Below are 22,443 nucleotides of genomic sequence, written 5' to 3' on the forward strand. Positions count from 1 at the left end.
CACCAGGGCGGCGCGTACGGCGCTCCGCTCGCCCCGGTCGAAGGCGCGGTCGCTGCCGCGGGCCTGCCCGCCGCGCCAGGCATGGTACTGGGCCAGCGCGGACATGCCGCTGCCGCCCACACCCGCGAAGAAACAGCTGGGCGCAGATCCGGACGATGTCCGGTCCCTACACGACGACAACGGGGTCCCCCTCCTCGACCCGCTCGAACAGGCTGATCACATCCGTGTTGCTCATGCGGATGCAGCCGTGGGAGACCGGCTCGCCGATACGGTCCTCGTGGTTGGTGCCGTGGATGTAGATGAAGCGCGAAAGGGAATCGCAGCCATCGCCGCGGTTGAGGCCGTCCTCGCAGCCGTCGAGGGTGAGGATGCGCGTGAGCACCAGGTCCTCCTCCGCGGCCGGATCGCCTGGCCGCCAGCGGCCCACGGGCTCGCGGCTCTTGAACCAGGTGCCCAGTTCCATGCCCTCGCCGATCTTGCGGGCGATGCGGTGCACGCCCGGCGGCGTACCGAAGGACCCTTCGCTGCCGTCGAGACCGGCCACCGCTGTCGAGATGCCGTAGCTGCGCACCGGCGCGCCGTCCTCGATGCAGATCAGGCGCTGTTCGGGTACGCTGATCAGCAGCCAGCGCGGCGGCAGGCCGCCCAGGATCCGGCGCAGGCGATCGCGCCCCGCGACCAGGGTTTCGGTATCATACGTCGAGTCGTGGCGCCGCTCCATGGCGTTGGTCCTCTCCTGTCCAGCCCACGCACACCGTACCACCCAACCGTGCGATGGGCAACGACGGCGAGCTTGCCCGATGTCGTGCCTTCGGGGTTGCATCCTCTCATGCCGATACGGGCAAAGCTCCGTCATCCGCAGGGAGTGGACACGACTCCGAAGCCACATCCATTTGATAACGCGCCCGTCTCTGACCACTATTGGCGGGGATACGACCCGGAGGGACAGACCATGCAGGACCGGACCGACACGCCAGCCACCGAACCGCCGATCTTCGACATCGAACGCGCCCTGGAGGACCAGATCCTGGCCGTGATGAAGAACCGGCCGACGGTAGTGCTGACCGAGCCCACCGATCCGCGCATCGTCGAGGCGGCCTGCCACCTGGCCCGCTTCGCGCGGCTGGTGTTCCTGGCGCCCGAATCAGACGTGCGCGGCGTCGTGGCGAACGACCTCGCCCATCTCGATCCCACCCGCGTGGAATTCACGATGCAGTCGTCCACCTTCGTGGATCCGGCCGCCGACGACGACCTGCTGGACGAGTTCGCCCGGGAGTGCATGTGCCTGCCCGAGGAGCTCCGGCGCGAGTCGACGCTGGAGGAAGCCCGCGAGGCCAACAAGAAGCCCTCGCGGTTCGGCATCATGGCGGTGCGGTGCGGCCACGCGGACATGGTCGCCGGCGGCATGACCCACCGGCCGCGCGACTACTTCCGCCCCATGCTGCGTCTGCTCCAGGTCAACCGGGTGATGTGCGAGGCCGGCGTCTTCGTGCTGCCGCCGGAGCACCCCACCGACATCTTTCCCCACAACATCGTGATCTTCGGCGACGTGGGCGTGAACGCGACCATGACCCCCGAGACCCTGGCGCGCATCGCCGTCGGCACCTGCGCGGTGGCGCGCGACATCATTCCCGAGGACGTGCTGCCGATCATCAACGGCGCCATCGTGTCCTATTCGCACAAGGGATCCGACGAGGGCGAGTCGCCGGAACTGGTGCGCCGGGCAGCCGCCCTGGTGCCGGATATCCTCGCCGAGCGCGTCAAGATGGGCGAGCGCTACGCATCGATCAACATCGAGGGCGAGGTGAAGATCTCGACCGCGCTGTCGCGCAGGTCGGCCATGTACTACACGGGCGGCGACGCGGAATCGCTCAGCGGCCGCACCAACGTGATCATCGCGCCGAACCTGGACCTGGGCAACCTGCTCTTCCACCTGTACTCGGCGCGCTATCCGGAGGCCAAGAAGTTCACGGCGATGTTCGGCATCCGTTTCAAGGGCGTCGATCTGCCCATGGACTGCACCGCCAAGGACGCCGAGCTGGCGATCCAGGCCAGCATCCTGCGCCTGCAGAAGTTCGGACACTGGGACCGCACGCCCAGGGACACCTTCTTCCCGCGCCGGCGCATCCTGGCCGTCAATCCCGGCTCGACAAGCACCAGGATCAGCGTCTACGAAGGCGACCTGGAGAGCTTCACCACCGAGCTGCAGCATTCCGCCGCCGAGATGGAGCCCTACGAGAGCCTGCCGATCACCGCCCAGCACATGTTCCGCAAGGACGTCATCCTGAAAGAACTAGAGGCCCACGGCCTGACGCTGGACGACCTGGACGCCGTGGCCGCGCGCGGCGGGCTGGTGAGGCCCATCCCCCACGGCACCTACCACGTGAACGAGCTCATGCTGAGCGACCTGCGCGACGCCATCGGCGGCGAGCACGCCTCCAACCTGGGCGCCCTGATCGCCGACGAGCTCGCGCGCGGGCGCGAGCTGCCGGCCTACATCGTCGACCCGGTGGTGGTGGACGAGGTGTGGGAGCGGGCCAAGATCACCGGCCTGAAGGAGATCAGGCGGCTGGTGATAAGCCACGCGCTGAACCAGATCGCCACGGCCCAGCGCTACGCCCAGGAGCACGAGACATTCTACGAGAGCATCAACGTGATCGTCTGCCACATGGGCGGGGGCATCACCGCCGGCGCGCACCGCCGGGGCCGCTACCTCGACGTCAACAACGGCCTGAACGGCGAGGGGCCCTTCACGCCACAGCGTTCCGGCTCCCTCCCCACGGGGCAGCTCATCGACCTCTGCTACTCGGGCAAGTACACCCACGGGGATCTCAAGCAACTCAACAAGGGGCGCGGGGGCCTGATCGATCTGCTCGGCACCGCCGACCTGCGCGAGGTGCAGCGGCGCATCGACGGGGGCGACGGCTGGGCCCGGGAGGTCTTCGAGGCCATGGCCTACCAGATCGCCAAGGAGATCGCCGGCCTGCTGCCCGCCTTCCAGGGAGAGCCGCTGGACCGGGTCCTGCTCACCGGCGGGATGGCCCGCAGCGAGCCCCTGGTCGCGGCCATCGAGTCCTACCTGCCGCCATCCTGCTGCGGCGTCTCGGTCTACCCGGGCGAGAACGAGATGTACGCCCTGGTGATGGGCGTGCTGCGGGTTCTGAACGGCAAGGAAGGCGCGCGCACCTACGCGCCGGAGATCAAGGGATGAACACCATCAGGTCGCTCGACGAGTTGATCGTCTCCCTGCGCGACGAGCCCGGCCGGCGCGTGGTCGTGGCCGCGGGCCACGATCCCAACACCATCCGGGCGGCGGCGCGGGCCGCCGGCGAGCACATCGCCGAGATCACGCTCGTGGGCAACGGCGCGCGCATCGACGAGCTCTGCGGCGAGCTGGACCTCGACCGTTCCGTTTTCGAGGTGATCGACGAGCCGGAGATCGGCGCCGCCGGCGCGCGCGCCCGCGACATGGTCCGCGATGGCCGGGCCGACGTCCTGATGAAGGGCCTGATCGGCACAGGCGACTACATGCGCTTGATCCTGGACAAGGAGCGCGGGCTGCTGCCCGGGGGCGCCGTGCTGACCCACCTGACGGTGATGGAACTGCCGGCCCACGTGGCGCGCCACGGCAAGCTGCTCTTCGTCAGCGACGTGGCCATCATCCCGCTGCCCGACAAACAGACCAAGAAGAAGATCCTGCGCTACTGCGTGGACGCCGCCCACAGCTTCGGCATCGAGCGGCCGCGTGCGGCCCTGCTCGCCGCGAGCGAGAAGGTCAGCCTCAAGATGCCCGCCACGGGCGAGGCCGCCGAGATCACCGCGGAAGCCGCGGAGGAGTTCCCCGACGCCATCGTGCACGGCCCCCTCGCCCTGGACGTGGCCATCTCCCCGGAGGCCTGCACGATCAAGGGACTCGACTCCCCCGTCGGCGGCGCCGCCGACATCCTGGTCTTCCCGAACATCGAGAGCGGCAACGTCTTCTACAAGGCGGGCACCCTGCTCGCGGGCGGGCGGCTGGCCGCCGTCGTGGTCGGTACGACCGCACCCTGCGTCCTGACGTCCCGGGCCGACAGCGAGGAGTCCAAGTTCCTCTCGATCGCCTTCGGCTGCCGGCTGGCGGGCTGAACGCCCCGGTTCGGCCCTTCCGCGGGACCGCGGACATGATCCGCGGCCTTGTTTTCGTCCTCTGCGGACGCTAAACCCCCTCCCCTGCCTGCCGATAACTACACCGAGCGCGCGAAAATCCGCACCCCCCCGCCCAGGATGACGACCATGGTCGACAGGACGGCGCAGGCGGAGTCCGAATCCGTCAGACAGACCTTCGAAAAGGAATTCGGCAAGATCGAGATACCGGTGCTGCCGGCCGCCGTCTCGCGCCTACTGGCCGAGATCAACAGCGACGAGCCCGACACCGGCCGCCTGGAGAAGATCATCTCCTCGGAGCCCCAGATCTGCGCCAAGATCCTGCGCACGGTCAATTCGTCCCACTTCGCGCTGCGCTCGCAGGTCAAGACCATCCGTCACGCCATCGCCATGCTGGGCCTGAACCGCGTCCGTTCGATCGGGCTGTCCTACGCCATGTTCGATGCGGTGAAGCCGCCGAAGAACAAGCTCTTCAACCACGAGGCCTTCTGGACGGACACGCTCCTGCGCGCCCTGATGGCCCGCTGCATCACCCGCCGCACGCGACCCGGCGCCGAGGAGGAGGCCTTCACGGCCATGATGCTCGCGGACATCTCCATACCGGTGCTGCTGACGGCCTGGGAGGAGAAGTACCTGCCCGTGTTCGCCAAGTGGCAGGGCAACATCATGGAGCTGGCCCAGCTCGAAAGGCACGATGTGGGCTGGGACCACGCCCAGGCCAGCGCCTGGATCCTGCACAAGTGGGAATTCCCCGAGGCCCTGGTCTGCGCGGCCGGCGCCCACAACATGGACGCCGGGCAGCTCCGCGCGTCGGGCTTCGGCGAGACGCTGGCCGTCCAGGTGATGTGCGCCTCCCACCTGCCCAGCTCGTTGCGTCCGAGCCGGGGCCGCATGCGCAACATGATCCGGGTCATGCGCAAGGAACTGGGCCTGACCACTAAGGAATGGCCGGATATCCACCGGGAGATCCGCGACAGCTTCGACGCCATCTGCAAGGAATTCGAGCTCAACGGCCAATTGGCCGCGAAAGTGCTCGAAGTCCTGGAAGAACTCGTCGGCGAATGAGCCAGTGAAACCGCCGCGGCGGGGAAGGATCGTCCACCACTCATGGGACTGATCAACACCATCAAGATGCATGCGGCCATTTCCAGCGGGAACTTCGGCAAGATGTTCAAGGATGCCAAACTGCCTGTGCTGCCCCAGGCGGTGTCGCGCGTCCTGGACGAGGTGAACAGGGAAGAGCCGGACGTGACGGTCCTCGAGAACATCATCGCAGCCGAACCGGAGTTCAGCGTCAAGGTGGTCAGCACCGTCAATTCATCCCTCTTCGCCCTGCGCGCCAAGGTCACGGGCGTGAGGCACGCCATCACCCTGCTGGGTTTCGACCGCATCCGTTCGGTGATCCTGTCCTACTCCATGCTGGAAGCCCTGCCCAAACCCGGGGGCGACCTCTTCGTCCACGAGGCCTACTGGACCGACACGCTGCTGCGATCGCTGCTGGCCCAGTCCATCGCCAGGCGCGTGCGCCCGGGCGAGGAGGAAGAGGCCTTCACCTCCATGCTGGTGGCCGACGTGGCCGTGCCGGTGCTGCTGACGACCTGGCGCGACTACTACGAACCCATCCTGAAGAACTGGCGCAGCGGGCAGCACAACCTGGCCCGCCTCGAGCGCGACGCCTACGGCTGGGACCATGCCCAGGCCAGCGCCTGGATCCTGCAGAAGTGGGACTTCCCGGAGAAGCTGGTCTGCCTGGTCGGCGCCCACACGCTGACCCGCGACGAGATCAAGGAATACGGCATGGACGATTCGGTGGCCGACTGCCTCGCCGTCGCCTCTCAGCTGCCGAGCAGCCTGGCGCGCGACCATTCCCGCTGCGACAGGATGATCGAACTCGCCGGGCACGCCCTCGCCTTGCCGCAAGACGCCTGGCCCGGCATCTACGACGAGGTCCGGCAGAACTTCGAGGCCGTATACGCCCAGTTCAGCCTGACCAGCAGCCACGCCCTCGGGACACTGGACGGCCTCGCGTACGCGATCCGCAAACTGGGGCAGGAGATATGCGTGTGAACGGCACCGGCGGATCTCCCCTCGAGCACCCGCTCTATCGCGCGGTGAGGTGGATCTCCCGGCTTCAGTTGCGCTCGGCGCTGCGTCGCGTCGACGACGTCAGGCCCCTGATCATGCTCTACGCCATGATCAGCGGCGCGCTGGCGCTGGGCATCATCACGGCCGCCTCGATCTGGACGCGCGTGCCCCTGCTCTTCCCGCCGCTGGCCCCCTCGGCCTTCATCCTGTTCACCATGCCGCTGGCGCCGGCGGCAAGCCCGCGCAACCTGGTCATGGGCCACAGCGTCGCCGTGGCCGTCGGGCTGCTCGTGCTGCACGCCTTCGACAACCTCTGGCCCGGCGCCGGTCTGATGAACCCGGGCACGCTCGGCGCCGCCCGCGTGTGGGCCATCATCGTCACCATGGGCCTGATCACGGCCCTGATGATCATGCTGCGCTGCCAGCATCCCCCCGCCGCCGCGAGCGCCATGATCGCGACCATGGGCTTCCTCGATCCGCTCCAGGCCCTGGGACTGGTGGCCGCGGCCCTGCTGCTCGCCCTCGAGGCGGTGGCGCTGGTGCGCTGGCTGGCCGGACTGCCCTATCCGATCTGGCGGGCTGACGCGACGGCCGTCCGCTGCTACGGTGAACTGGCCGGACTGACCACCGACCACGAGGACCGATGGCAACGATTGCGGGACATAACCTTCAAGACCCGACAGGCGTGACGCGCCGGCCGCTGCTGGTCGCCCACCGCGGCGCCTCCGCCCGTGCGCCCGAGAACACCCTCGAGGCCTTCCACCTGGCCCTGGACCTGTGCGCCGACGGCGTGGAGCTGGACGTGCACGAGACCGCCGACGGCCGTTTCGCCGTGCATCACGATCCCGACCTGCCCGCCGGCCCGCTCCGCGAGCTGCCTCTCGCGCGGGTGCGCGGTCGTCCGGCCAAGTACGGCGGCGAGGTGCCGTCGCTGGCCGACGCGCTGGGGATGATGGCCCGTCGCCGGCCCGGCTACGTGGTCTGCGTGGAGGTCAAGGGCCTGCGGTCCTGGGCGAACCTGCGGCGCGAGCTGTCGCCGTGGCGGGACGCGCTGCACCTGGAGATCCAGTCCTTCGATATCGGCTACCTGCGGGAGATGGCCGCCGCGCCCGACGGGCACCGGCTGGGCGTGATCACCCAGTCCCCCGGTCCCGACCCGGTGGCGCTGCTGGACGAGCTGGGGGCGGTGGGCCTGTCCGTGCGGCACGACGCGATCACGGCGGAGCTGGCCGGCGTCCTGCACGCGGCGGGCAAGCGTCTCTACGCCTGGACGGTCAACGACGCGGGGCGGGCGCGGGAGCTGGCGGCGGCGGGGGTGGATGCGGTGATCTCGGACGCGCCGGACGTGATCGGGGCGGGCTTGCGCCCACGCTGATCAGTCCGCCGGCCCGTACCCCTCCCGGTACCGCAGCACCCGCGCGGGATTGCCCGCCACCACGGCGCCCGGCGGCACGTCCTTGGTGACCACCGCGCCGGCGCCGACCACGGCGTCCTTGCCGATCACCACGGGCAGCAGCGTCGCGTTGGAGCCGATCGACGCCCCGTCCTCGATGGTGGTGCTGCGCCACTTGTCGCGGTCGACCTGGGGCGGCATGGTGTCGTTGATGAACATGACGCCGTGGCCCACGAAGACGTCGTCGCCGATCGTGACCATCTCGCAGATGAAGGTGTGGCTCTGGACGCGGGTCCTGTCGCCGATCTTCACGCCGGCCTGCACCTCGACGAAGGTGCCGATCATGCTGTCGCGGCCCACCTCGCATTCGTACATGTTGACGAAGTTCCAGATCCTGGTCCCCTCGCCGATCCGGCAATCGCGGATCACCTGCTTGTCGTTGACCGGGTAGTCCATCGCGTCTCCCGTGGTTCGTGCCTGTTCGACCGTCCGGGAAATCTAGCCCATGACAGCCGTCGCGTCAGCCTGTAGATTCGACACCTGGAACCGTAACTTGACCCCGGCAGGGAGCGGCCATGAGCGGCACGATCATCGTCACCGGCGGCGCGGGCTTCATCGGCGCCAACATCGTCAGGGAGCTGAACGCACGCGGCGCGGACGACGTGGTGATCGTGGACCGCCTGCGCCACGGCGACAAGTGGCGCAACCTCGCCGTCCTGCGCTTCGAGGATTTCGTCGACAAGGACGTCTTCCGCGACGACGTGCTCACCGACACCGTGCCCTACGACGTCGACGCGATCGTCCACATGGGCGCCTGCAGCTCCACCACCGAGACCGACGCCGACTACCTGGCCGACAACAACTACCGCTACACCCGCGACCTCTGCGAGTGGTGCCTGCGCCGCGGCGTGCGCTTCGTCTACGCGTCGAGCGCGGCGACCTACGGCGACGGCTCGCGGGGCTACAGCGACGACGATGCAGCGACGCCCGCCCTGCGGCCGCTGAACATGTACGGCTACAGCAAGCACATGTTCGACCTGTGGGCGCTGCGGCACGGACTGTTCGAACGCATCGTCGGCCTGAAGTACTTCAACGTCTACGGCCCGCTGGAGGACCACAAGGGCGATATGCGCTCGGTGGTCAACAAGGCCCACGGCCAGATCGTCGAGAAGGGCAAGGTGGAACTCTTCAAGTCGTACAGGCCCGAATACGCCGACGGCGGGCAGGTGCGCGACTTCGTCTACGTGCGCGACGCCGTGGACGTCACCCTGCACTTCCTGGAAGACCGCGACACGGGCGGCCTCTTCAACTGCGGCACCGGGCGGGCGCGTTCCTGGACGGATCTGGCCAACGCCACCTTCGTCGCCGCCGGACGCGAGCCAGACATCGAGTTCATCCAGATGCCGCCGGACCTGCGCGAGAAATACCAGTACCACACCGAGGCCGATCTGACCAAGCTGCGCGCCGCCGGTTACGGGAATGCCTTCACGAGCCTCGAGGACGGCGTGCGCGACTACGTGTGCGACCATCTGGCGGTCGAATCGTGAGTGCGGCGCCGACGATCGGTTGGAGCGCCTTCGCCGCCGCGCGCTACCGCCCCGGCACTTCCCACAGCCACTTCCTGGGCACCGACGACGCGCTGATCGGGCTGGTCCGCGACCACTGGCGGGACCGGCGCCCCGGCGAGGGACGAGACGGCCTGGCCGAGGTGGTGGTGGTGCCCGTGCCGCCGGAACGCTTCGTCTGCGCCACCGTCGAGGTCGACGAGACGACGCCGCTGCACGCCGTTTTCACCCGCCGCCAGACCCACGAGGACGGCTACGTCGAGGTCAGCGCCGAGGGCGAGCGCGAACCGGCCCGCCACGCGGCGGTCGTGCTCTACAGCGCCGCCACCCTGCTCGAGAACGGCGGCGCACGCAGCACCGGCTGCGACTGGGAGATCGTCTGCCTCATCGCCGCTCCCGTCGCCGACGCGCCCATGGACCCCTTGACCATGGCCCGCAACATGCTCGCCAAGCCAGGCGGCACGCCTTGCCGCTACACGGCCGGGCAGTTTGCCGCGGCCGTCTGGTACTGGCGAGACCGGGCCCGGATCCACGTCGACGGCGGCGATTGACACCCACGCGATGGCCGAAAAACGGGGCCGCGTCCGTCGTACGCGGCCCCTGGCTTCGCGATGGAAGCGTCGATTCACCTACCGGTACAGCGCCTTGACGTCGCTGAAAGTCATGTTCTCGTTCGGGATGGCGCAGTCGATCTCGCATACGGCGTTCTCGAAGAAGCGGATCTTGTACTCACCGTAGTCCTCGTGCATGATGCCCGTGCCGCAGTTGAAGCACTGGCCCAGGAACACGCCGCTGGAGTCGTACCAGTAGTTGTCCACGGCCAGGAACTGGCCGGGCGTCTCGTAGGACTCGACATCCCATTCGCCGTACGTGTTCGGCACTTCGGTCACGACCATGCCGTCGGTGATCGTCACGAAGCAGCACTCGTAGGGTTCGGGGTCGGCGTTGAACTGGGCGATGGTCAGCTGCATCGGATATAGCGATTCCATGTGCTCGCCGATCACGGTCACGTAGGCGCCCACACCGGTCGGATGGGCGTTGATCTCGGTGAGGGACGAACCGCCCGACGTGATGTACTCCTCGTAGTACCCGCCCACGTCGACCTCGTCACCGACCAGGGCCGTATGGTTGCCGGTGCCGGTGTAGACCCAGATGCCGGAGTAGGGGGCATTGGGGATCTCGTTCATGTAGAACCCGTTCGACAACACGCCCGTGACGACGGCCCCGCTGACCTCGACGAAGTCACCCACGGTGTAGGCGCCGGTCTGGATATCGATGATGGTGCCGGCGGCGGCCGTGCTAACGAGGCCGGCGATCATTAGAACGATAACAAGCTTCTTCATGGTGTCACTCCTCCCACGTGTAGGACCCAGAAGACACGACGAATTCTCCTATTCGTCATGACTCGACGGTTAGTGTCAGCATACCACATTTGATCATCAATTCTCAGATAAATTGACGCATCTCGCTGAATTGTCACACATGAAAGGGCCGCTTCCCTACGGGAGCGGCCCTGTAACAGCGAAATCTGGACCGTCAGCGGTAGATCACCTTCAACTGACCGAAGGACAGCGCCTCGTTGGCGATGGTGCAATCGATCAGGGCCACGGACAGCACCTTGAAGACGTAGGCGCCGTCGTGCCAGGTGTAGAGGCCGAAGCCGTTGTTGTAGCAATCGCCCAGACCGACGGTGGCGAAGTCGTAGAAATAATCGTCGAAGACCACGTCGAGACTGGTCTCGACCGAAGTGGCCCGCCACTGCCCCCGCAGCTGCATTTCCATGACGATCATGCCGTCGGTGATGGTGATCATGGCGCTCACCCAGGCCGCGGGATCGGCCGCGATCTCGGTGGTGGTGAGCTGGATGTCCGGCAAGGGCGCACTGCCCGTCACGACGACGCCGGCGTCCGGCGGCCACAGCAGGTTGATCTCGTCGCGTCCGAAGTTGTCGCGGTAGAATCCCTTGAGATCGACCACGTCGCCCGCGCTCACGGCCGGCTCCGAGCCCAGGAAGACCCAGATGGCCCTGTACGGCCCGGCGGGCAGTTCGGTCACCGAGAAGCTGCCGTTCTGGACGGCCGTCACGACCGCGCCGTCGACCTCGACCACAGTGCCCCTGGGCACCTGGCCCGTCCGGATATCGTGGATGGTGCCGGCCGCGGCGGAGACCGCCGTCAGGACCGACAATCCGCAGATGGTCACGAATCTCTTCATCATGTACTCCAACACCTGCGAGGGTGTGGGGCGGTCCCTCGGGTCAGACTAATAGTGGGCGCCGGCGACCCTGAGCCGCCGATCGTTCGCTTTGATCGCGAAACATGATTATAACACAATTCACGGGCGAGAAGTCACGAACGCGGTGTTTTTTGATCACGAATGCATAACCTGAAGATGCCGTATCGAGAGCCCGAATCACGCACAAGGCCCGGAAGACGGATCTTCCGGGCCCCGTTCGCTTGGTTCCCGTGGCGGGCTAGCGCGAGTAGAACTCGATCACTAGCGGCACCTCGCAGAGGATGGGCACCTCTTCACGCGGGGGGTCGTAGAGGTACTTCACCGACATGGCCTTCTTGTCGCGCTCCAGGTAGGGCGGCGGGGCCTGGGCGGTGTCCAGGGCGATGTGGAAGCAGTCCATGTTGCGGCTCTTCGTGCGCACCGAGACGACCTGGTTGGGCTTCACCCGGTAGGACGGGATGTCCACCTTCTTGCCGTCGACGAGCAGGTGGCCGTGGCCGACGTACTGGCGGGCGGCGTAGATGCTGCGGGCCAGGCCGCCGCGCAGCACCACGGCGTCCAGGCGCGATTCGAGCTCCTGCAACAGGGTGTTGACCATGTCGCCCTTGCGCGAGGCCCGGGCGTAGGAGTTGCGCATCTGGCGCTCGTGGATGTTGTACATGCTGCGCAGCTTCTGCTTCTCGAGCAGCTGGGTCTTGTACGGGGACATCTTGCGGCGGCGCAACTGCTGGATCCGTCCGTGCTGTCCGGGCGGATAGGGCTTGCGGTCCAGGTAGCGCTCGGACTTGGGCGTCAGCGCGATGCCGAGCGCGCGCGCCTTCTTGATCTTGGGTCCGTTGTACTTCAAGGCATGCCTCCGGGGCGTATGTGCGGGCGACCGGCCGTCGTGACGGATTGGCTTGGATTGACGGCGGATCGCATACCGGGCCGGCGGGCGTGAGGCCGGTTCGTCGCCGCGTCAGGCGGCACCGCACACACGCATCCAACACCTGGGTCCGATTCGGCCCGGAACCGGCAAGGATAGGGGCGGACGGGGGAAATGTCAAGGCGTCGGGCTCCGCGCACTGCGGATCAGAGGCGAAGTCCTGGGTGAACTCCCCCTCTTCCGGGGGCGTCCGGAAGTCCCCGGAGCCAGGAGGGCGGAGGGACCTGGAAGCCGAGCGAGCCTGCCACAGGAAGTGACCGGCGAGCGACCCCCGGAAGAGGGGGGGGAATCCACCCAGGGCGTCCCCTCCATCCGGAATGAGCGGACACCATCTCGAAGGCAATTCCATATCAGTCGAAATCCCGCCGCGGCGCATCCGTGGTCGGCATGCGCGCCATGCCCCGCAGGGCTTCCATGTCCTTCAGCACCACGCGTCGGCCCTGCACGTCGATCAACTCGGCGTCCTGCAGCTGCCGCAAGATCCGGGAGAGGGACGGCTGGTTCATGTTCAGCATGGTCGCCAGGTCCCGCTTGCGTGTGGGCAGGTCGACGTGGGCGCCGGTCACGTAGTCGGCGTAGGGGCTGCGCTCGTGCAGGCCCACGAGATAGCGGGCCAGGCGCTGGGCGCCGTCGCAGAGGGTGAGCTGGTCGATCTTCTCGACCAGTTGCGAGATCCAGCCTGCCATCACCCGCATGATGTAGTGTTGCAGCTCGGGATAGGCCGCCATGGTCAACAGGAACGGCTCGCGCGGGAACAGGAGCAGGCGCGAGTCCTGCAGGGCCACGGTGGCCACGGGATGTCCCTGCAGGAACAGAGCGCCCTCGCCGAACATGGCGTGGGCTTCGGCCAGGTGGACGATGTGCTCGCGGTAGCCCGGCCCCGACCGGAGCAGCTTCACCTGTCCCTCGATGACCATGTAGAGGCCCCGCGGGGAGGCGCCCTGTTCGATGATCACCTCGTCGGCCTTGGCCTCGATCGTCTCGGCGTATTCGAGCATGGCCGCGCAGATCTCCCGGCCCATGCGCCGGCCGAAGGGGCTGTCCAGCATGAACTCGAGCTGTTCCTTGCGAGCGATGGATGCCATGGCGAGACGTCCTCCCAGACGGATTTTACGGCGCGACGTTTGAATCCGGCCTTGAACGAAGTCCCGATTCCTGTGGGTGGAAGGCGGGTGATCCTACGGGCGACGGGTCCGATTCTCCAGCATCGAGACGATTTGTTCAACACCCGTTATTCTCCCGGACCGTCCCCAGCTCCACATTCTTGAACATGCAGATACACCTCACATCGCTTCCGGGGGACGGTCCCGATCCCGCGACGGACATGTATCTGGCTGCGTGACAACCGATAGGACCGAATCTGGATTTCGAACCGGGCGCGGCACCCCTCCTGCAACCCGTGGATCACTCACGTCAGCAGAACGACAGCCGTTACGAAGGGAATACGACATGAAGACCGGAACATCGAAAATCAAGAGCCTGCTGCGAAACGCTCTCGTTGCCGCGATCGCCGTGATCGGCGTGTCCGCGGCGCTGCCCGGCGCCGCCGACGCCGCGGTCCGCGTGCGTATCGCCAAGCCGCGGATCGTGGTGGCCCCCAGGGTCGTCGTCAGGGCCGTGCCGGTGCAGGCGATCGTGGTGGTGCGGCCCGCCAGGCCCGTCCTGGGCAAACACGTCTGGGTGCCCGGGCATTACGCCAAGCGTCCCGGCTGCCCGCGCGTCCGGGTCACGGGGCACTGGCGGCGCATCGGGTGAACCCGCGCCACCGGCGCGCTGCACGAAAAGGCGCCGCTCGTCGCGGCGCCTTTTCATGCGCGTCGCCCCGGCTCAGCTCTCGTCGGCGTGGGTGACGCGGATGCTGACCGACCCGTCCATCTCGGAGCGCAGGTCCGGTTTAGCGAGCCCCTCCACGCCGATCCAGCTCTCCGCCAGCACCATGCTCTCGGCCAGGAACTCGGCGACAATCTTGGCCCGGTCCTCGGCCAGTCGCTTGCTCTCGGCCTGCACGACGACCTTCAGCGGCGCCCGCGGGTGATCCTGCCGGATCTGGTCGGCGGCGCGCGTCAACCAGCCGCGCCCGGTCTCGCTCAGGTGCGAACCGCCGCGCTTGAAGACCTCGTCGCCGGTGAAGTCCAGCCGGCGCTCGATGCCTTCCTTGTAGTCCACCGCGGGGATGCGGAAGCTGACGCCGGCGTGGTTGTAGGTGTTGGTCCCCTTGTCGGTGACGCTGAAGATGTAGCTGTAGGGATAGCCCACCTGCAGGATCTCGCCCCGGTTGCCGCGCCCGTCCCAGTTCAGGGACTTGGGCGGCTTGCCCCCGTCCTTGAACTCGCGGAAGGTGGCGCCCCGGAAATCGGTGACCGTCAAGGACCACAAGCGGGCCTTGTGTCCCTCCGGATCCTGCGGGTAGAAGGTGACCACGGGCGCGACAGCCGGATCGCGCAGCCAGGGATGGGGCACCTGGTCGCTGGCCATGGTCTCCGGGTTGTTCAGGAAGGGCTGCAGGCCCTCGACCGGGCTGATCGCGAGGATCAACTCGTCCGGCGCCGAGAAGAAGGTGTCGATGATGGCCGCGCTCAACGATACGTCGTGCGTGGTCTTGCGGATCTGTTGCTCTACCTGGTTCTCGGCTTCCACGACCATCTCGGGAAGGCCTTCGTCCAGGGTGGCGTCCTGCTCCGTCCAGGCGGGGGCCGGTGCGCTGCCGAGCAGGAGGCAGCCGCACGCGGCGATGATGATGAATCCCCTGAGGTCGGTGTGAGTCATGATGTGTGTCCTTTGACTCAGGTAATTCCAGCTATGGGGTTGTTTTCGTCCCGAGCGTCAGCTCAGGCGGAAGACGATCGTGATCACCCCCCACTGCTCGACACGCATGTCTGCGCTCAACGGTTCGAAACGGAACTGCTTGATGGCGGTCATGGCGGCCCGGTTCAGGTCGCGATGGGCCGAGGTCTGTTCGAAGTACATGTTGTCCTTGACGCTGCCGTTGGGCAGGACCGTGAAGTGCACGGCCACCACCCCTTCCCAGCCGTTGCGCCGCGCCGCCTCGCTGTAGTCCGGGGGCGTGCTCTGAACGATCTTGCGCCCGACGATCTGGCCGCTGACGGTCATCGACACGCCCTGGCCGCCCATGGCATCGGACGCGGCGTCGGCGAACTGGACCGGTTCCGGGACGGCGGGCCCGGCGTCGGCGATGTCCGTGGCGTTCGGCGCCTCGGTCAGGGCGGGCTGGCGCCCCGAGAGGTTCGACTTGCCGCTCACGCCGCCGCCGCCGTAGTCGAGCAGCGTGCGGCGGCCGGTGCTGTTGTCGACCGGCGCCTCGGGGGCGTCGACCTCCAGGGCCCTGTGCAACTCGTTGGACTTGGCGGTCTGGACCAGGTCGGCGACCGACCCCTGGTAGATCTCCTGTCCCGCCTCCAGGTTGCCGCCGACCAGGCCGGCATTGCCGTCCTCGCTGCCGCCCGTGGCGATCTGCAGGGCCATGCGTCCGCCGCCGGAGCCGCTGGCGCCGACCGCGAAGTCTACCTCGCTGAGGTCGAGACTGCTCTTCCTGCCCACCAGGGCCACGTTGTCGCCCTCGAAGGCGGACGTCATCTCCCGGGACCGCAGGTTGGGAGCGGCGATGTCGTCGGCCAGGGCCGAGGGGTTGCGCAGGGCGTCGGTGTTCAAGCCGGGCACTGCCGCCTCGGCGAACTTCTTCGCGTTCAGGGTGCGCGACGTGGTGTCCAGGAACTGGCGCTGTTGTTCGGGCGTCAGCTTGGGCGCCTCGATCTCGGTCAGGGTCTTCGGCTTGAGCACCGTGCGGGTGTCGAGCTTGGGCATGGTCTTCAGCAGGGGCCTGCTCTGCAGCGTGGACTGGGGCTCGGGGACGTCGGGCTCGACGGGCTTGACCTCCTCGAGCTCCTGTTCGACCGGTGCCTTCTTCTCGACGATCTGCTGGGGCTTGGTCTTCAGGCGCACCTGCTTGGCCACGTCCTCGCCGTACCTCGCCTCGATGTAGGCGATCTCGGTGAGTTCGTCCATGACCTCCACCACGCCGGCCGGGCCCATGCGCATGAGCAGGAAGACCAGCAGCAGCAGGCCGCCGTGGATGACGACGCTGGTGGTGAACCCGCCCGTGGTCGCGGCCTTGCGGTTGATGGCGCAGCGCATCATCACGAGCCGCTCCCCCCTTCGCCCTTCTTGCCGGTGGCGATTGAGATGCGCGGCGCCTTGGCCGCCTCCACCTCGGCGAGCAGGCGTTCCACGTCTCCGTAGAGCAGGCTCTTGTCGGCCTTCACGACGGCTATCGCGTCGGGGTTGTCCTCGAACAGCGGCGTGAGCAGCGACTGCAGGTCCTCCAGCGCCACCTGTACCTCGCCGATGAAGATGTCGCCCTCGAGCGTGTATATGATCTCGGTCTTCTCCGTATCGTCCATCTGGCTCGCCCGGGCCTCCGGCAACTCCACCTCGCACGCCGTGTCGTTCAGGAACGGCGAGATGATCATCAGCGTCAGCACGACCACCAGGGAGACGTTGATCACCGGCACCACGTCGACCTTCGTCTCGTAGCGATATACGTTCATCGGCCGTCCCCCTCCTTCCTGTTGAGCAGGGCCAGGCTGCGGGCGCCGCCGCCCTTGGCGGCGTCCATGACGTCCACCACGTCGCCCAGTTTCACGAAGTCGCTGGGAACGATGACCACGGTCTTGTCGACGCGCGACTCGAGGCGGACCCGCAACAGGTCCTCCAGCTCGGCGAGGACCACCTCGTCGCCGTTGACCTTGATGCCCTCCGGGGCGACGGTCACCATGAGCATCTCGTCGTCGTTCTGCTCCCTGGTGGTGACCACCGTCTCGCTCGCCTCGGCCCGCGTGGCGTTGACCTGGATCCCGTTGCCCATGATGGCGGGCATGGTGATCAGGAAGACCACGATCAAGGTCGTCGTCACGTCGGCCAGCGGCGTGATGTTAGCGGAGTTCTCCTCGCGCATGCCCGATCGTTTGACACCCGTCATGTTCGCCTCGCTTCCTACTTGTCCGCGGTGACCGGTTCCTGCGTGGACTCGCTGACCGCCTCGTAGATCTTGTCGGCGCTGTGCCCGGTGGATTCGGGCGCAGCCGCCTTCTGGCGGTTCCAGACCGTGGCGCGCATGATGTTGAAGAACTCCTCGCGGACGTCCTCCAGCTCGATCACCCGCGTGCGGATGCGGCGGACGTACAGGTTGAAGCAGATCGTGGCGATCACGGCGACGACGATGCCCGCGGCCGTCGTGAGCAGGGCCTCCGACACGCCCATGGCCACCACGGCGCTGCCGCCGGCGCCCGTGCGGGCGATGTCGGCGAAGGCGCGGATGATGCCGATGACCGTGCCGAAGAGACCCAGCAAGGGAGCGATGTTGCTCATTGTGCCGAGCACGCTGAGGTTGCGCTCCATCTCCACCTGTTCCATCTCGATGGCGGTGTTGAAACGCTGCTTGAGCTCGGCCGGGTCGATGCTGAGATAGGGCAGGCACTGGCTGACCACGCGCGGCGCGGAGCCTTTCTGCTTCTGGCACCAGCCCAGCACGGACTTGAGGTCGGTACTCTTGAGCTGCTTGGTGAGCTCTTTCAGGAACCTCGGCGCGTTGGCCCTGGTCTTCATGAAGTACAGGGCGCGTTCGATGGCGAAGCCCACGGTGAGCACAGAACAGAACAGCAACACGACCATCGTCGGCGAGGCCAAGAAGAGTTCTACGAGCGACATTCCCAGCATGGTTTTTTCGTCCTCTCGGGTTGCGCCGGCTAGTTGCCGGTCGATTGCGCCTGGATCTCGGCGATGCGGCCCTGGGCCATCGCCGTCCATTCAGGCTTTCCGTTCGCATTGACGATTCGCGTATAGGCCTGGATCGCCGTGTTCCAGTCGCCCCTCTCCTCGCTCAGCTGGCCGATCTGGGCCAGGCTCGCGATGCGGTGGGGCGCGGTGCGGTCCGCCCCGCCGGCGGACATCTCGTAGCTGGCGAGGGCCTCTTCGTAGCGCCCCAGCTTCTCGTAGCACTCGCCCTGCCGGTAGCCGATCTCCTCGATGCCGGCTTCGCCCCTCTCGAGGACCTGATGGTACGCTCCGATGGCGTTCTGGTAGTCGCCCAGCTCGTTTTGATAGAGGGTCGCGATCTGGTAGGCGATGCCCTGGGCCCGCTCGTGATCCGGGTAGTCGATCTGGAAGCGGACGAGCACGCCGATGGCGGCCGGCCAGTCCTCCAGCTCCTGGTGACAGAGCCCCGCGTTGAACAGGGCCAGGGGCGAGTACTGGCCGTCCGGCTCGAGGTCGGCCAGCATCTCGTATTGCACCGCGGCCGCGGGGTAGTCCTCCATCTTGTAGAGCACGGTACCCAGACGGAACCGCGCCAACCCCACCAGCTCGTGATCGGGATGGGTGGTGATGAAGTTCCGGTAGACCGCCTGTGCCACGTTGTTCTCTTCCATGCGGTAGTAGCTCTCGGCCAGATAGAAGAGGGCGCCCGGCGCGCTCTCGCTATCCGCGTAGTCCAGGGTCACTTGCTCGAAGTACCTGGCTGCTGTCTCGTACTTATCTTCGGCAAATGCGTTTTGACCTTTAGTCCAGTAATAGTCCGCCGCGAGAGGACTGTCCGGACGGGTGCCCAGGTATTCCTCCATGTCCCTGCCGCTACGGTAGTAAGAGGACTGGATGCCCAGCTCGGCGTCCTCCACGCGCGGGTCCTCGGGGAAGTTCCGAACGAATATCTGGAAAGATTCGATGGCCTGGTCGTCCAACTGCTGGTTGTAGTAGCAGTTGGCTAGGCCGAAGGCGGCGTCGGCGGCGTAGGGACCCTCGGGGTAGCGCTGCTGCAGGGTGGCGTAGCTCGAGCGGGCCTCATCGAAGCGGCCCAGGCCGAAACGGGTGTCGGCCAGCTTGTACATGGCCTCCTCTGCCTCGGGAGCGCGCGGGAACCGGGTCGCCAGATCGTTCCAGACCTCGACCGCGTTCTCGTAGTACTGGAGGCGGTAGAAGCAGTCGCCCTGGTTGAGCAGCGCGGCGGCGGACGCGGGGCTGTCGGGATTCCGCTCGATGTACTTGGTGAAGGCCTCGAGGGCTTCCTCGTAGTTGTGCTGGTTGAAGTAGAGCGAGCCGAGGGCCAGGGAGTTCCCGCCTTCCTCGCTGTCGGCGTTGGCCAGCTCCAGGAGGAACTTCTCCTGCTCCTGCAGCGCCAGCTCGTACTCGCCGACCTGGCTGTAGCTGGCGACCAGCCCCTGCAGGCTGGCGGCGGCCACGTCGCTGCGCGGGTAGCCCGTCAGCACGAGGCGGTACATGCCGCCGGCCTCGCGGTATAGCTGCTGATTGTAGTAGGCCTCGCCGAGATGGTAGTAGGTGCGCGCCCGCCAGACGCTGGGCGTGGGCAGCAGCCGGTTGGCTATGAAGTGGTAGTTGGTGATCAGGCGGTCGAACTGCTCCAGCTTGGTGTAGGCGGAGGTGGCCAGGAACAGCGCCCGTTCGCCGACCTCCGTGTTGACGTGGCGGTCCAGGACGTTCTGGAATTCGCGCACCGCCAGGTCGTACTCCTCCAGCTCCAGGTGGGCGTAGCCCTTGAGCACCTGCACGCGCGCCGCCAGCTCGTCGCCGGGGAACAGGTCCAGGAATTCCCGGGCCATGAGGATCGCCTGGGGGTAGTTCTTCTCGTGGGCATAGGCGTAGACGATCTTGTGCATGGCCGCGCTGGCCAGCTCGGAGTCGTCGTAGCCGCGCACCACCTCGGTGAAGGCGAAGATGGCGTGGGAGGTGCGCCCCATCTGCATGTACGCCGTCCCGATCAGGTAAAGCGAAGGGGCGCAGATGGGCTCGCCCTCCAGCTTCTCGCAGAGATCCTCCAGCTTGCGGATGCACTCGCTGTAGTCCCCCATGCGGTAGTAGACGCAGGCCTCCTTGTAGAGGGCGATGGGCGCGAAACGGCTGTCGGGATACTGTTCCAGGAAATCGCGATAGCTGCGCAGCGCCACGTTGTTCTGGTCGCTGTTGTAGAAGGCCTCGCCGATGCTGAAGGCGATGTCGTCGGAGAGGTGGCTCTCGGGATAGAGGCGCAGCGACTGGCGGTAGCGCTGCACCGCCAGGATGTACTGGCCGGACGCCTCCAGGCAGCGGCCCAGGTAGTAGAGCCCCAGGTCGCTCTTCACTTCCGAGAAGTGCTCGGCGGCGGTTTCGTAGTCCCCCTCGACGTAGGCGTAGAGACCCAGCGCGAACTTGACGCGAGGCAGTTCACGGTAACCGGGCCGGCTTTCGAGCAGGCGCTGGTAGGTCTTCGACAGGCCGCGCCAGTTCTGCATGGCGGCCTGCACCTGCCCCATGGCGTACAGGGCCTCGCCCTGGAGGAAGGTGTGACCGTATTTCTCGGCCAAGAGCGTGAACGTCTGCAGGGCCAGGGGCAGGCGGCCCAGGTTGTTCTGGCACTCGCCCATGCGCAGCATGGCGCTGGCCTTCAGGTAGTCGTTCTTGCCCTTGTACTTCTCGACGCGATCGTACTCGCGCAGGGCCGTCTCGTATTCGCCGTTGGCGAAGTAGCACTCGGCGACCATGAACTGGGCGCGGGCCGCGCGCTGGCTATTGTCGTACCTGTTGAGGAAGAGCCGGTACTGCTGCAGGGCGGCGCTCTTGTCCGCGTCGGCGACATAGGCTTCGCCGGCGGCCGACCACAGGGCCTCCTCGCTCATGACCAGCTGCTCCTCCTCCGCCGCGACGGCGGGCGCGACGAACAGCAGCGTCGCCAGCAACAGGCGCCAGATGGACTGGGTACGTCTCATCGATTTCCCTCTCCGGTCTTGCGGCCTTCGGAGCCGCTGATGTCGATGCGGATAGGCGTGCGGGTGCGGTTGCGGAAGCCCAGGATCTCCACCGCGACCTCGTGGTCCCAGAACTGGCCGAGATCGTCGATTACGGTGACCGTCGCGGTGTAGAGACCGTCGTTGACCAGACGGCCGTTCTCGTCCTCGCCGCTCCAGGTCACGTCGGGGGGCGGCGGGCCCTCATCGAAGAGCCGCCGCACGAGCGCGCCTTTCTCGTCGCGGACCTCGACGCTCCATTCGGCGATCTCGCCGCGCAGGGCGGTAACGATGCCGAACGACACGTTGTGGTCGTCGCCCGAGGGACTGAACCTCACGCGGTCGCCCCGGATCGCGACGCCGTCGGCGATGCCGAAGCGCATCGTGGCGCCGACCACCGTGGTCGACCCCAGATCGTGGGAGACGTGCGCGTAGTCGAGCTGCCACTCCTGCCAGCGGATGCCGGCGCCGAAGCTGGTCTGCTCGCGCACGGTGTCGTAGCCGCCGCGCAGCACGAGCTGGCGCAGGGGCCAGGCCTCGAGGCCGCCCTGGAAGTCGAGATCCATGAAGTCGGTCCTGACCAGGTCGGTCAGCACCAGGAAGCGGTTGTTGAAGAAGTGCAGGGCGGCGCCGCCGCGCAGGGTGCGCGCCAGCTTCTCGGGTACTTCCTCGAGGGTGATCTCGGGCTGCAGGGCGTTCTGGTAGCTCAGCCCGAGGCTCAAGCGGCGGTCGGGGCGCAGGTAGAGGCCCACGTCGGCGCCGAAACCGGAACCGTTGGAGCCGCCGATGTCCTGCGAGACCGATTTCACCGTGAAGCCCCAGCCCAGGCGGCTGCCGCCGCGGGCGTAGCTCAGGGAGAATATGCCTTCCTGCTCGCTGAAGGTGTCGTCCATGTCGAACATCTCGGTGGCGCGCTGGAATTCGCCGCTGGACACGATGGTGCCGCTGAAGGCGAAGGTCCCCTTGCCCTCGGACGGCATGCCGATGGAGACGAAGGAGTACCTGGTGTCGGCGAAGAGGGAGGCGCTCATGGCCGTCAGCTCCATGGTCCGGAGCTGCGACAGTCCCGCCGGATTCCAGTAGGCCGTGGCCGCGTCGTCGCCGAGGGCCACCACGGCGCCGCCCAGGGCGAGGCTGCGGGCGCTGCTGCCGAAACGCAGGAAGGCGCCGGGCGCGCCGGCATCGGACGAGGCGAGCGCGTCCCAGCACAGGCAGGTCAACGCGAGCAGCGCGCAGAGGGTCGTCGTGGCGAGGCGGGAAGCGCGTCGTTGCAGGATCTGGATGTCGTTGCTGTGGCGTCCCATTGCC

The 22,443-nt window shown here is 67.0% G+C and carries 23 protein-coding genes; 9 read left to right on the forward strand and 14 right to left on the reverse strand.

Annotated features, from left to right (window positions below; genetic code table 11):
• Together KJ554_08945 and KJ554_08950 are read right to left on the reverse strand one after the other, a co-directional pair.
• On the reverse strand, window positions 1-180 hold a 180-nt coding region (locus tag KJ554_08945; protein MBU0742459.1), incomplete at its 3' end, for a UDP-N-acetylmuramate--alanine ligase.
• The gene (locus KJ554_08950) at window positions 167-721 is read right to left on the reverse strand and encodes a L,D-transpeptidase (protein MBU0742460.1); all 555 of its coding nucleotides are present in this window, start codon (window positions 719-721) and stop codon (window positions 167-169) included. The genes KJ554_08945 and KJ554_08950, both read right to left, overlap by 14 nt.
• 231 nt (window positions 722-952) lie before the next feature.
• On the opposite strand from KJ554_08950, the gene buk reads away from it, so the two are divergent.
• The 6 genes from buk (at window position 953) to KJ554_08980 (ending at window position 7,603) form a co-directional block, all read left to right on the forward strand.
• Window positions 953-3,211 (forward strand): butyrate kinase, encoded by a 2,259-nt coding sequence (gene buk / locus KJ554_08955; GenBank protein ID MBU0742461.1) that lies wholly within the window; start codon window positions 953-955, stop codon window positions 3,209-3,211.
• A gap of 5 nt (window positions 3,212-3,216) precedes the next feature.
• Window positions 3,217-4,125, forward strand: coding sequence for a phosphate butyryltransferase (locus KJ554_08960; GenBank protein MBU0742462.1), 909 nt, complete (start codon window positions 3,217-3,219; stop codon window positions 4,123-4,125).
• A 147-nt stretch (window positions 4,126-4,272) separates the two neighbouring features.
• Window positions 4,273-5,208, forward strand: a complete 936-nt coding sequence (locus KJ554_08965; GenBank protein MBU0742463.1) for an HDOD domain-containing protein — start codon at window positions 4,273-4,275, stop codon at window positions 5,206-5,208.
• Between the two features lie 42 nt (window positions 5,209-5,250).
• On the forward strand, window positions 5,251-6,210 hold the full coding sequence (locus KJ554_08970) for an HDOD domain-containing protein (GenBank protein ID MBU0742464.1): 960 nt from the start codon (window positions 5,251-5,253) through the stop codon (window positions 6,208-6,210).
• On the forward strand, window positions 6,207-6,917 hold the full coding sequence (locus KJ554_08975) for an HPP family protein (GenBank protein ID MBU0742465.1): 711 nt from the start codon (window positions 6,207-6,209) through the stop codon (window positions 6,915-6,917). The genes KJ554_08970 and KJ554_08975 overlap by 4 nt, the downstream gene beginning before the upstream one ends.
• Complete coding sequence (locus KJ554_08980; protein ID MBU0742466.1) at window positions 6,872-7,603, forward strand: glycerophosphodiester phosphodiesterase; 732 nt, start codon at window positions 6,872-6,874, stop codon at window positions 7,601-7,603. The genes KJ554_08975 and KJ554_08980 overlap by 46 nt, the downstream gene beginning before the upstream one ends.
• Here KJ554_08980 and KJ554_08985 read toward each other — a convergent pair whose 3' ends face one another.
• A complete protein-coding gene (locus KJ554_08985; protein ID MBU0742467.1) occupies window positions 7,604-8,077 on the reverse strand; it encodes an N-acetyltransferase in 474 nt (157 codons plus the stop codon).
• Between the two features lie 119 nt (window positions 8,078-8,196).
• Between KJ554_08985 and rfaD the strand changes: the two genes are divergently transcribed.
• The gene (gene rfaD, locus KJ554_08990) at window positions 8,197-9,168 is read left to right on the forward strand and encodes an ADP-glyceromanno-heptose 6-epimerase (GenBank protein ID MBU0742468.1); all 972 of its coding nucleotides are present in this window, start codon (window positions 8,197-8,199) and stop codon (window positions 9,166-9,168) included.
• Entirely contained in the window at window positions 9,165-9,737 is a 573-nt protein-coding gene (locus tag KJ554_08995) for a DUF3228 family protein (protein ID MBU0742469.1), read from the forward strand. Before rfaD ends, KJ554_08995 begins: the two co-directional genes overlap by 4 nt.
• Before the next feature lie 78 nt (window positions 9,738-9,815).
• Here KJ554_08995 and KJ554_09000 read toward each other — a convergent pair whose 3' ends face one another.
• The 4 genes from KJ554_09000 to KJ554_09015 form a co-directional block, all read right to left on the reverse strand.
• Window positions 9,816-10,529: a hypothetical protein gene (locus KJ554_09000; GenBank protein MBU0742470.1), complete on the reverse strand. Its 714-nt coding sequence runs from the start codon at window positions 10,527-10,529 to the stop codon at window positions 9,816-9,818.
• Between the two features lie 193 nt (window positions 10,530-10,722).
• Complete coding sequence (locus tag KJ554_09005) at window positions 10,723-11,400, reverse strand: hypothetical protein (protein MBU0742471.1); 678 nt, start codon at window positions 11,398-11,400, stop codon at window positions 10,723-10,725.
• Window positions 11,401-11,659: 259 nt separating this feature from the next.
• Window positions 11,660-12,268: a 30S ribosomal protein S4 gene (rpsD, locus tag KJ554_09010; protein ID MBU0742472.1), complete on the reverse strand. Its 609-nt coding sequence runs from the start codon at window positions 12,266-12,268 to the stop codon at window positions 11,660-11,662.
• A 428-nt stretch (window positions 12,269-12,696) separates the two neighbouring features.
• A complete protein-coding gene (locus tag KJ554_09015) occupies window positions 12,697-13,431 on the reverse strand; it encodes a Crp/Fnr family transcriptional regulator (protein ID MBU0742473.1) in 735 nt (244 codons plus the stop codon).
• Between the two features lie 364 nt (window positions 13,432-13,795).
• On the opposite strand from KJ554_09015, the gene KJ554_09020 reads away from it, so the two are divergent.
• Window positions 13,796-14,101 (forward strand): hypothetical protein, encoded by a 306-nt coding sequence (locus tag KJ554_09020; protein MBU0742474.1) that lies wholly within the window; start codon window positions 13,796-13,798, stop codon window positions 14,099-14,101.
• Window positions 14,102-14,173: 72 nt separating this feature from the next.
• Here KJ554_09020 and KJ554_09025 read toward each other — a convergent pair whose 3' ends face one another.
• Genes KJ554_09025 through KJ554_09055 form a run of 7 tightly spaced genes read right to left on the reverse strand, consistent with a single transcriptional unit; the run spans window position 14,174 to window position 22,439 of the window.
• On the reverse strand, window positions 14,174-15,112 hold the full coding sequence (locus tag KJ554_09025; GenBank protein ID MBU0742475.1) for a hypothetical protein: 939 nt from the start codon (window positions 15,110-15,112) through the stop codon (window positions 14,174-14,176).
• A gap of 57 nt (window positions 15,113-15,169) precedes the next feature.
• Window positions 15,170-16,504, reverse strand: a complete 1,335-nt coding sequence (locus KJ554_09030; protein MBU0742476.1) for an energy transducer TonB — start codon at window positions 16,502-16,504, stop codon at window positions 15,170-15,172.
• Window positions 16,501-16,911, reverse strand: a complete 411-nt coding sequence (locus KJ554_09035; GenBank protein ID MBU0742477.1) for a biopolymer transporter ExbD — start codon at window positions 16,909-16,911, stop codon at window positions 16,501-16,503. The genes KJ554_09030 and KJ554_09035 overlap by 4 nt, the downstream gene beginning before the upstream one ends.
• The gene (locus KJ554_09040; protein ID MBU0742478.1) at window positions 16,908-17,342 is read right to left on the reverse strand and encodes a biopolymer transporter ExbD; all 435 of its coding nucleotides are present in this window, start codon (window positions 17,340-17,342) and stop codon (window positions 16,908-16,910) included. The genes KJ554_09035 and KJ554_09040 overlap by 4 nt, the downstream gene beginning before the upstream one ends.
• A 14-nt stretch (window positions 17,343-17,356) precedes the next feature.
• The gene (locus tag KJ554_09045; protein MBU0742479.1) at window positions 17,357-18,079 is read right to left on the reverse strand and encodes a MotA/TolQ/ExbB proton channel family protein; all 723 of its coding nucleotides are present in this window, start codon (window positions 18,077-18,079) and stop codon (window positions 17,357-17,359) included.
• Between the two features lie 29 nt (window positions 18,080-18,108).
• A complete protein-coding gene (locus tag KJ554_09050; GenBank protein MBU0742480.1) occupies window positions 18,109-21,117 on the reverse strand; it encodes a tetratricopeptide repeat protein in 3,009 nt (1,002 codons plus the stop codon).
• Window positions 21,114-22,439: a PorV/PorQ family protein gene (locus KJ554_09055; protein MBU0742481.1), complete on the reverse strand. Its 1,326-nt coding sequence runs from the start codon at window positions 22,437-22,439 to the stop codon at window positions 21,114-21,116. The genes KJ554_09050 and KJ554_09055 overlap by 4 nt, the downstream gene beginning before the upstream one ends.
• Between the last annotated feature and the right edge of the window lie 4 nt (window positions 22,440-22,443).

This window comes from bacterium, assembly GCA_018814885.1.
In the GTDB taxonomy this organism is placed as follows: Bacteria; Krumholzibacteriota; Krumholzibacteriia; order LZORAL124-64-63; family LZORAL124-64-63; genus JAHIYU01.

What these genes read in the sequence shown, in the direction of transcription:
- KJ554_08950 (MBU0742460.1), bottom strand. Translation starts at nt 721, where the DNA reads ATGGAGCGGCGCCACGACTCGACGTATGATACCGAAACCCTGGTCGCG.
- buk (MBU0742461.1), top strand. Translation starts at nt 953, where the DNA reads ATGCAGGACCGGACCGACACGCCAGCCACCGAACCGCCGATCTTCGAC.
- KJ554_08965 (MBU0742463.1), top strand. Translation starts at nt 4,273, where the DNA reads ATGGTCGACAGGACGGCGCAGGCGGAGTCCGAATCCGTCAGACAGACC.
- KJ554_08970 (MBU0742464.1), top strand. Translation starts at nt 5,251, where the DNA reads ATGGGACTGATCAACACCATCAAGATGCATGCGGCCATTTCCAGCGGG.
- KJ554_08980 (MBU0742466.1), top strand. Translation starts at nt 6,872, where the DNA reads ATGGCAACGATTGCGGGACATAACCTTCAAGACCCGACAGGCGTGACG.
- KJ554_08985 (MBU0742467.1), bottom strand. Translation starts at nt 8,077, where the DNA reads ATGGACTACCCGGTCAACGACAAGCAGGTGATCCGCGATTGCCGGATC.
- rfaD (MBU0742468.1), top strand. Translation starts at nt 8,197, where the DNA reads ATGAGCGGCACGATCATCGTCACCGGCGGCGCGGGCTTCATCGGCGCC.
- KJ554_09000 (MBU0742470.1), bottom strand. Translation starts at nt 10,529, where the DNA reads ATGAAGAAGCTTGTTATCGTTCTAATGATCGCCGGCCTCGTTAGCACG.
- KJ554_09005 (MBU0742471.1), bottom strand. Translation starts at nt 11,400, where the DNA reads ATGAAGAGATTCGTGACCATCTGCGGATTGTCGGTCCTGACGGCGGTC.
- KJ554_09015 (MBU0742473.1), bottom strand. Translation starts at nt 13,431, where the DNA reads ATGGCATCCATCGCTCGCAAGGAACAGCTCGAGTTCATGCTGGACAGC.
- KJ554_09020 (MBU0742474.1), top strand. Translation starts at nt 13,796, where the DNA reads ATGAAGACCGGAACATCGAAAATCAAGAGCCTGCTGCGAAACGCTCTC.
- KJ554_09025 (MBU0742475.1), bottom strand. Translation starts at nt 15,112, where the DNA reads ATGACTCACACCGACCTCAGGGGATTCATCATCATCGCCGCGTGCGGC.
- KJ554_09035 (MBU0742477.1), bottom strand. Translation starts at nt 16,911, where the DNA reads ATGAACGTATATCGCTACGAGACGAAGGTCGACGTGGTGCCGGTGATC.
- KJ554_09040 (MBU0742478.1), bottom strand. Translation starts at nt 17,342, where the DNA reads ATGACGGGTGTCAAACGATCGGGCATGCGCGAGGAGAACTCCGCTAAC.
- KJ554_09045 (MBU0742479.1), bottom strand. Translation starts at nt 18,079, where the DNA reads ATGCTGGGAATGTCGCTCGTAGAACTCTTCTTGGCCTCGCCGACGATG.
- KJ554_09050 (MBU0742480.1), bottom strand. Translation starts at nt 21,117, where the DNA reads ATGAGACGTACCCAGTCCATCTGGCGCCTGTTGCTGGCGACGCTGCTG.
- KJ554_09055 (MBU0742481.1), bottom strand. Translation starts at nt 22,439, where the DNA reads ATGGGACGCCACAGCAACGACATCCAGATCCTGCAACGACGCGCTTCC.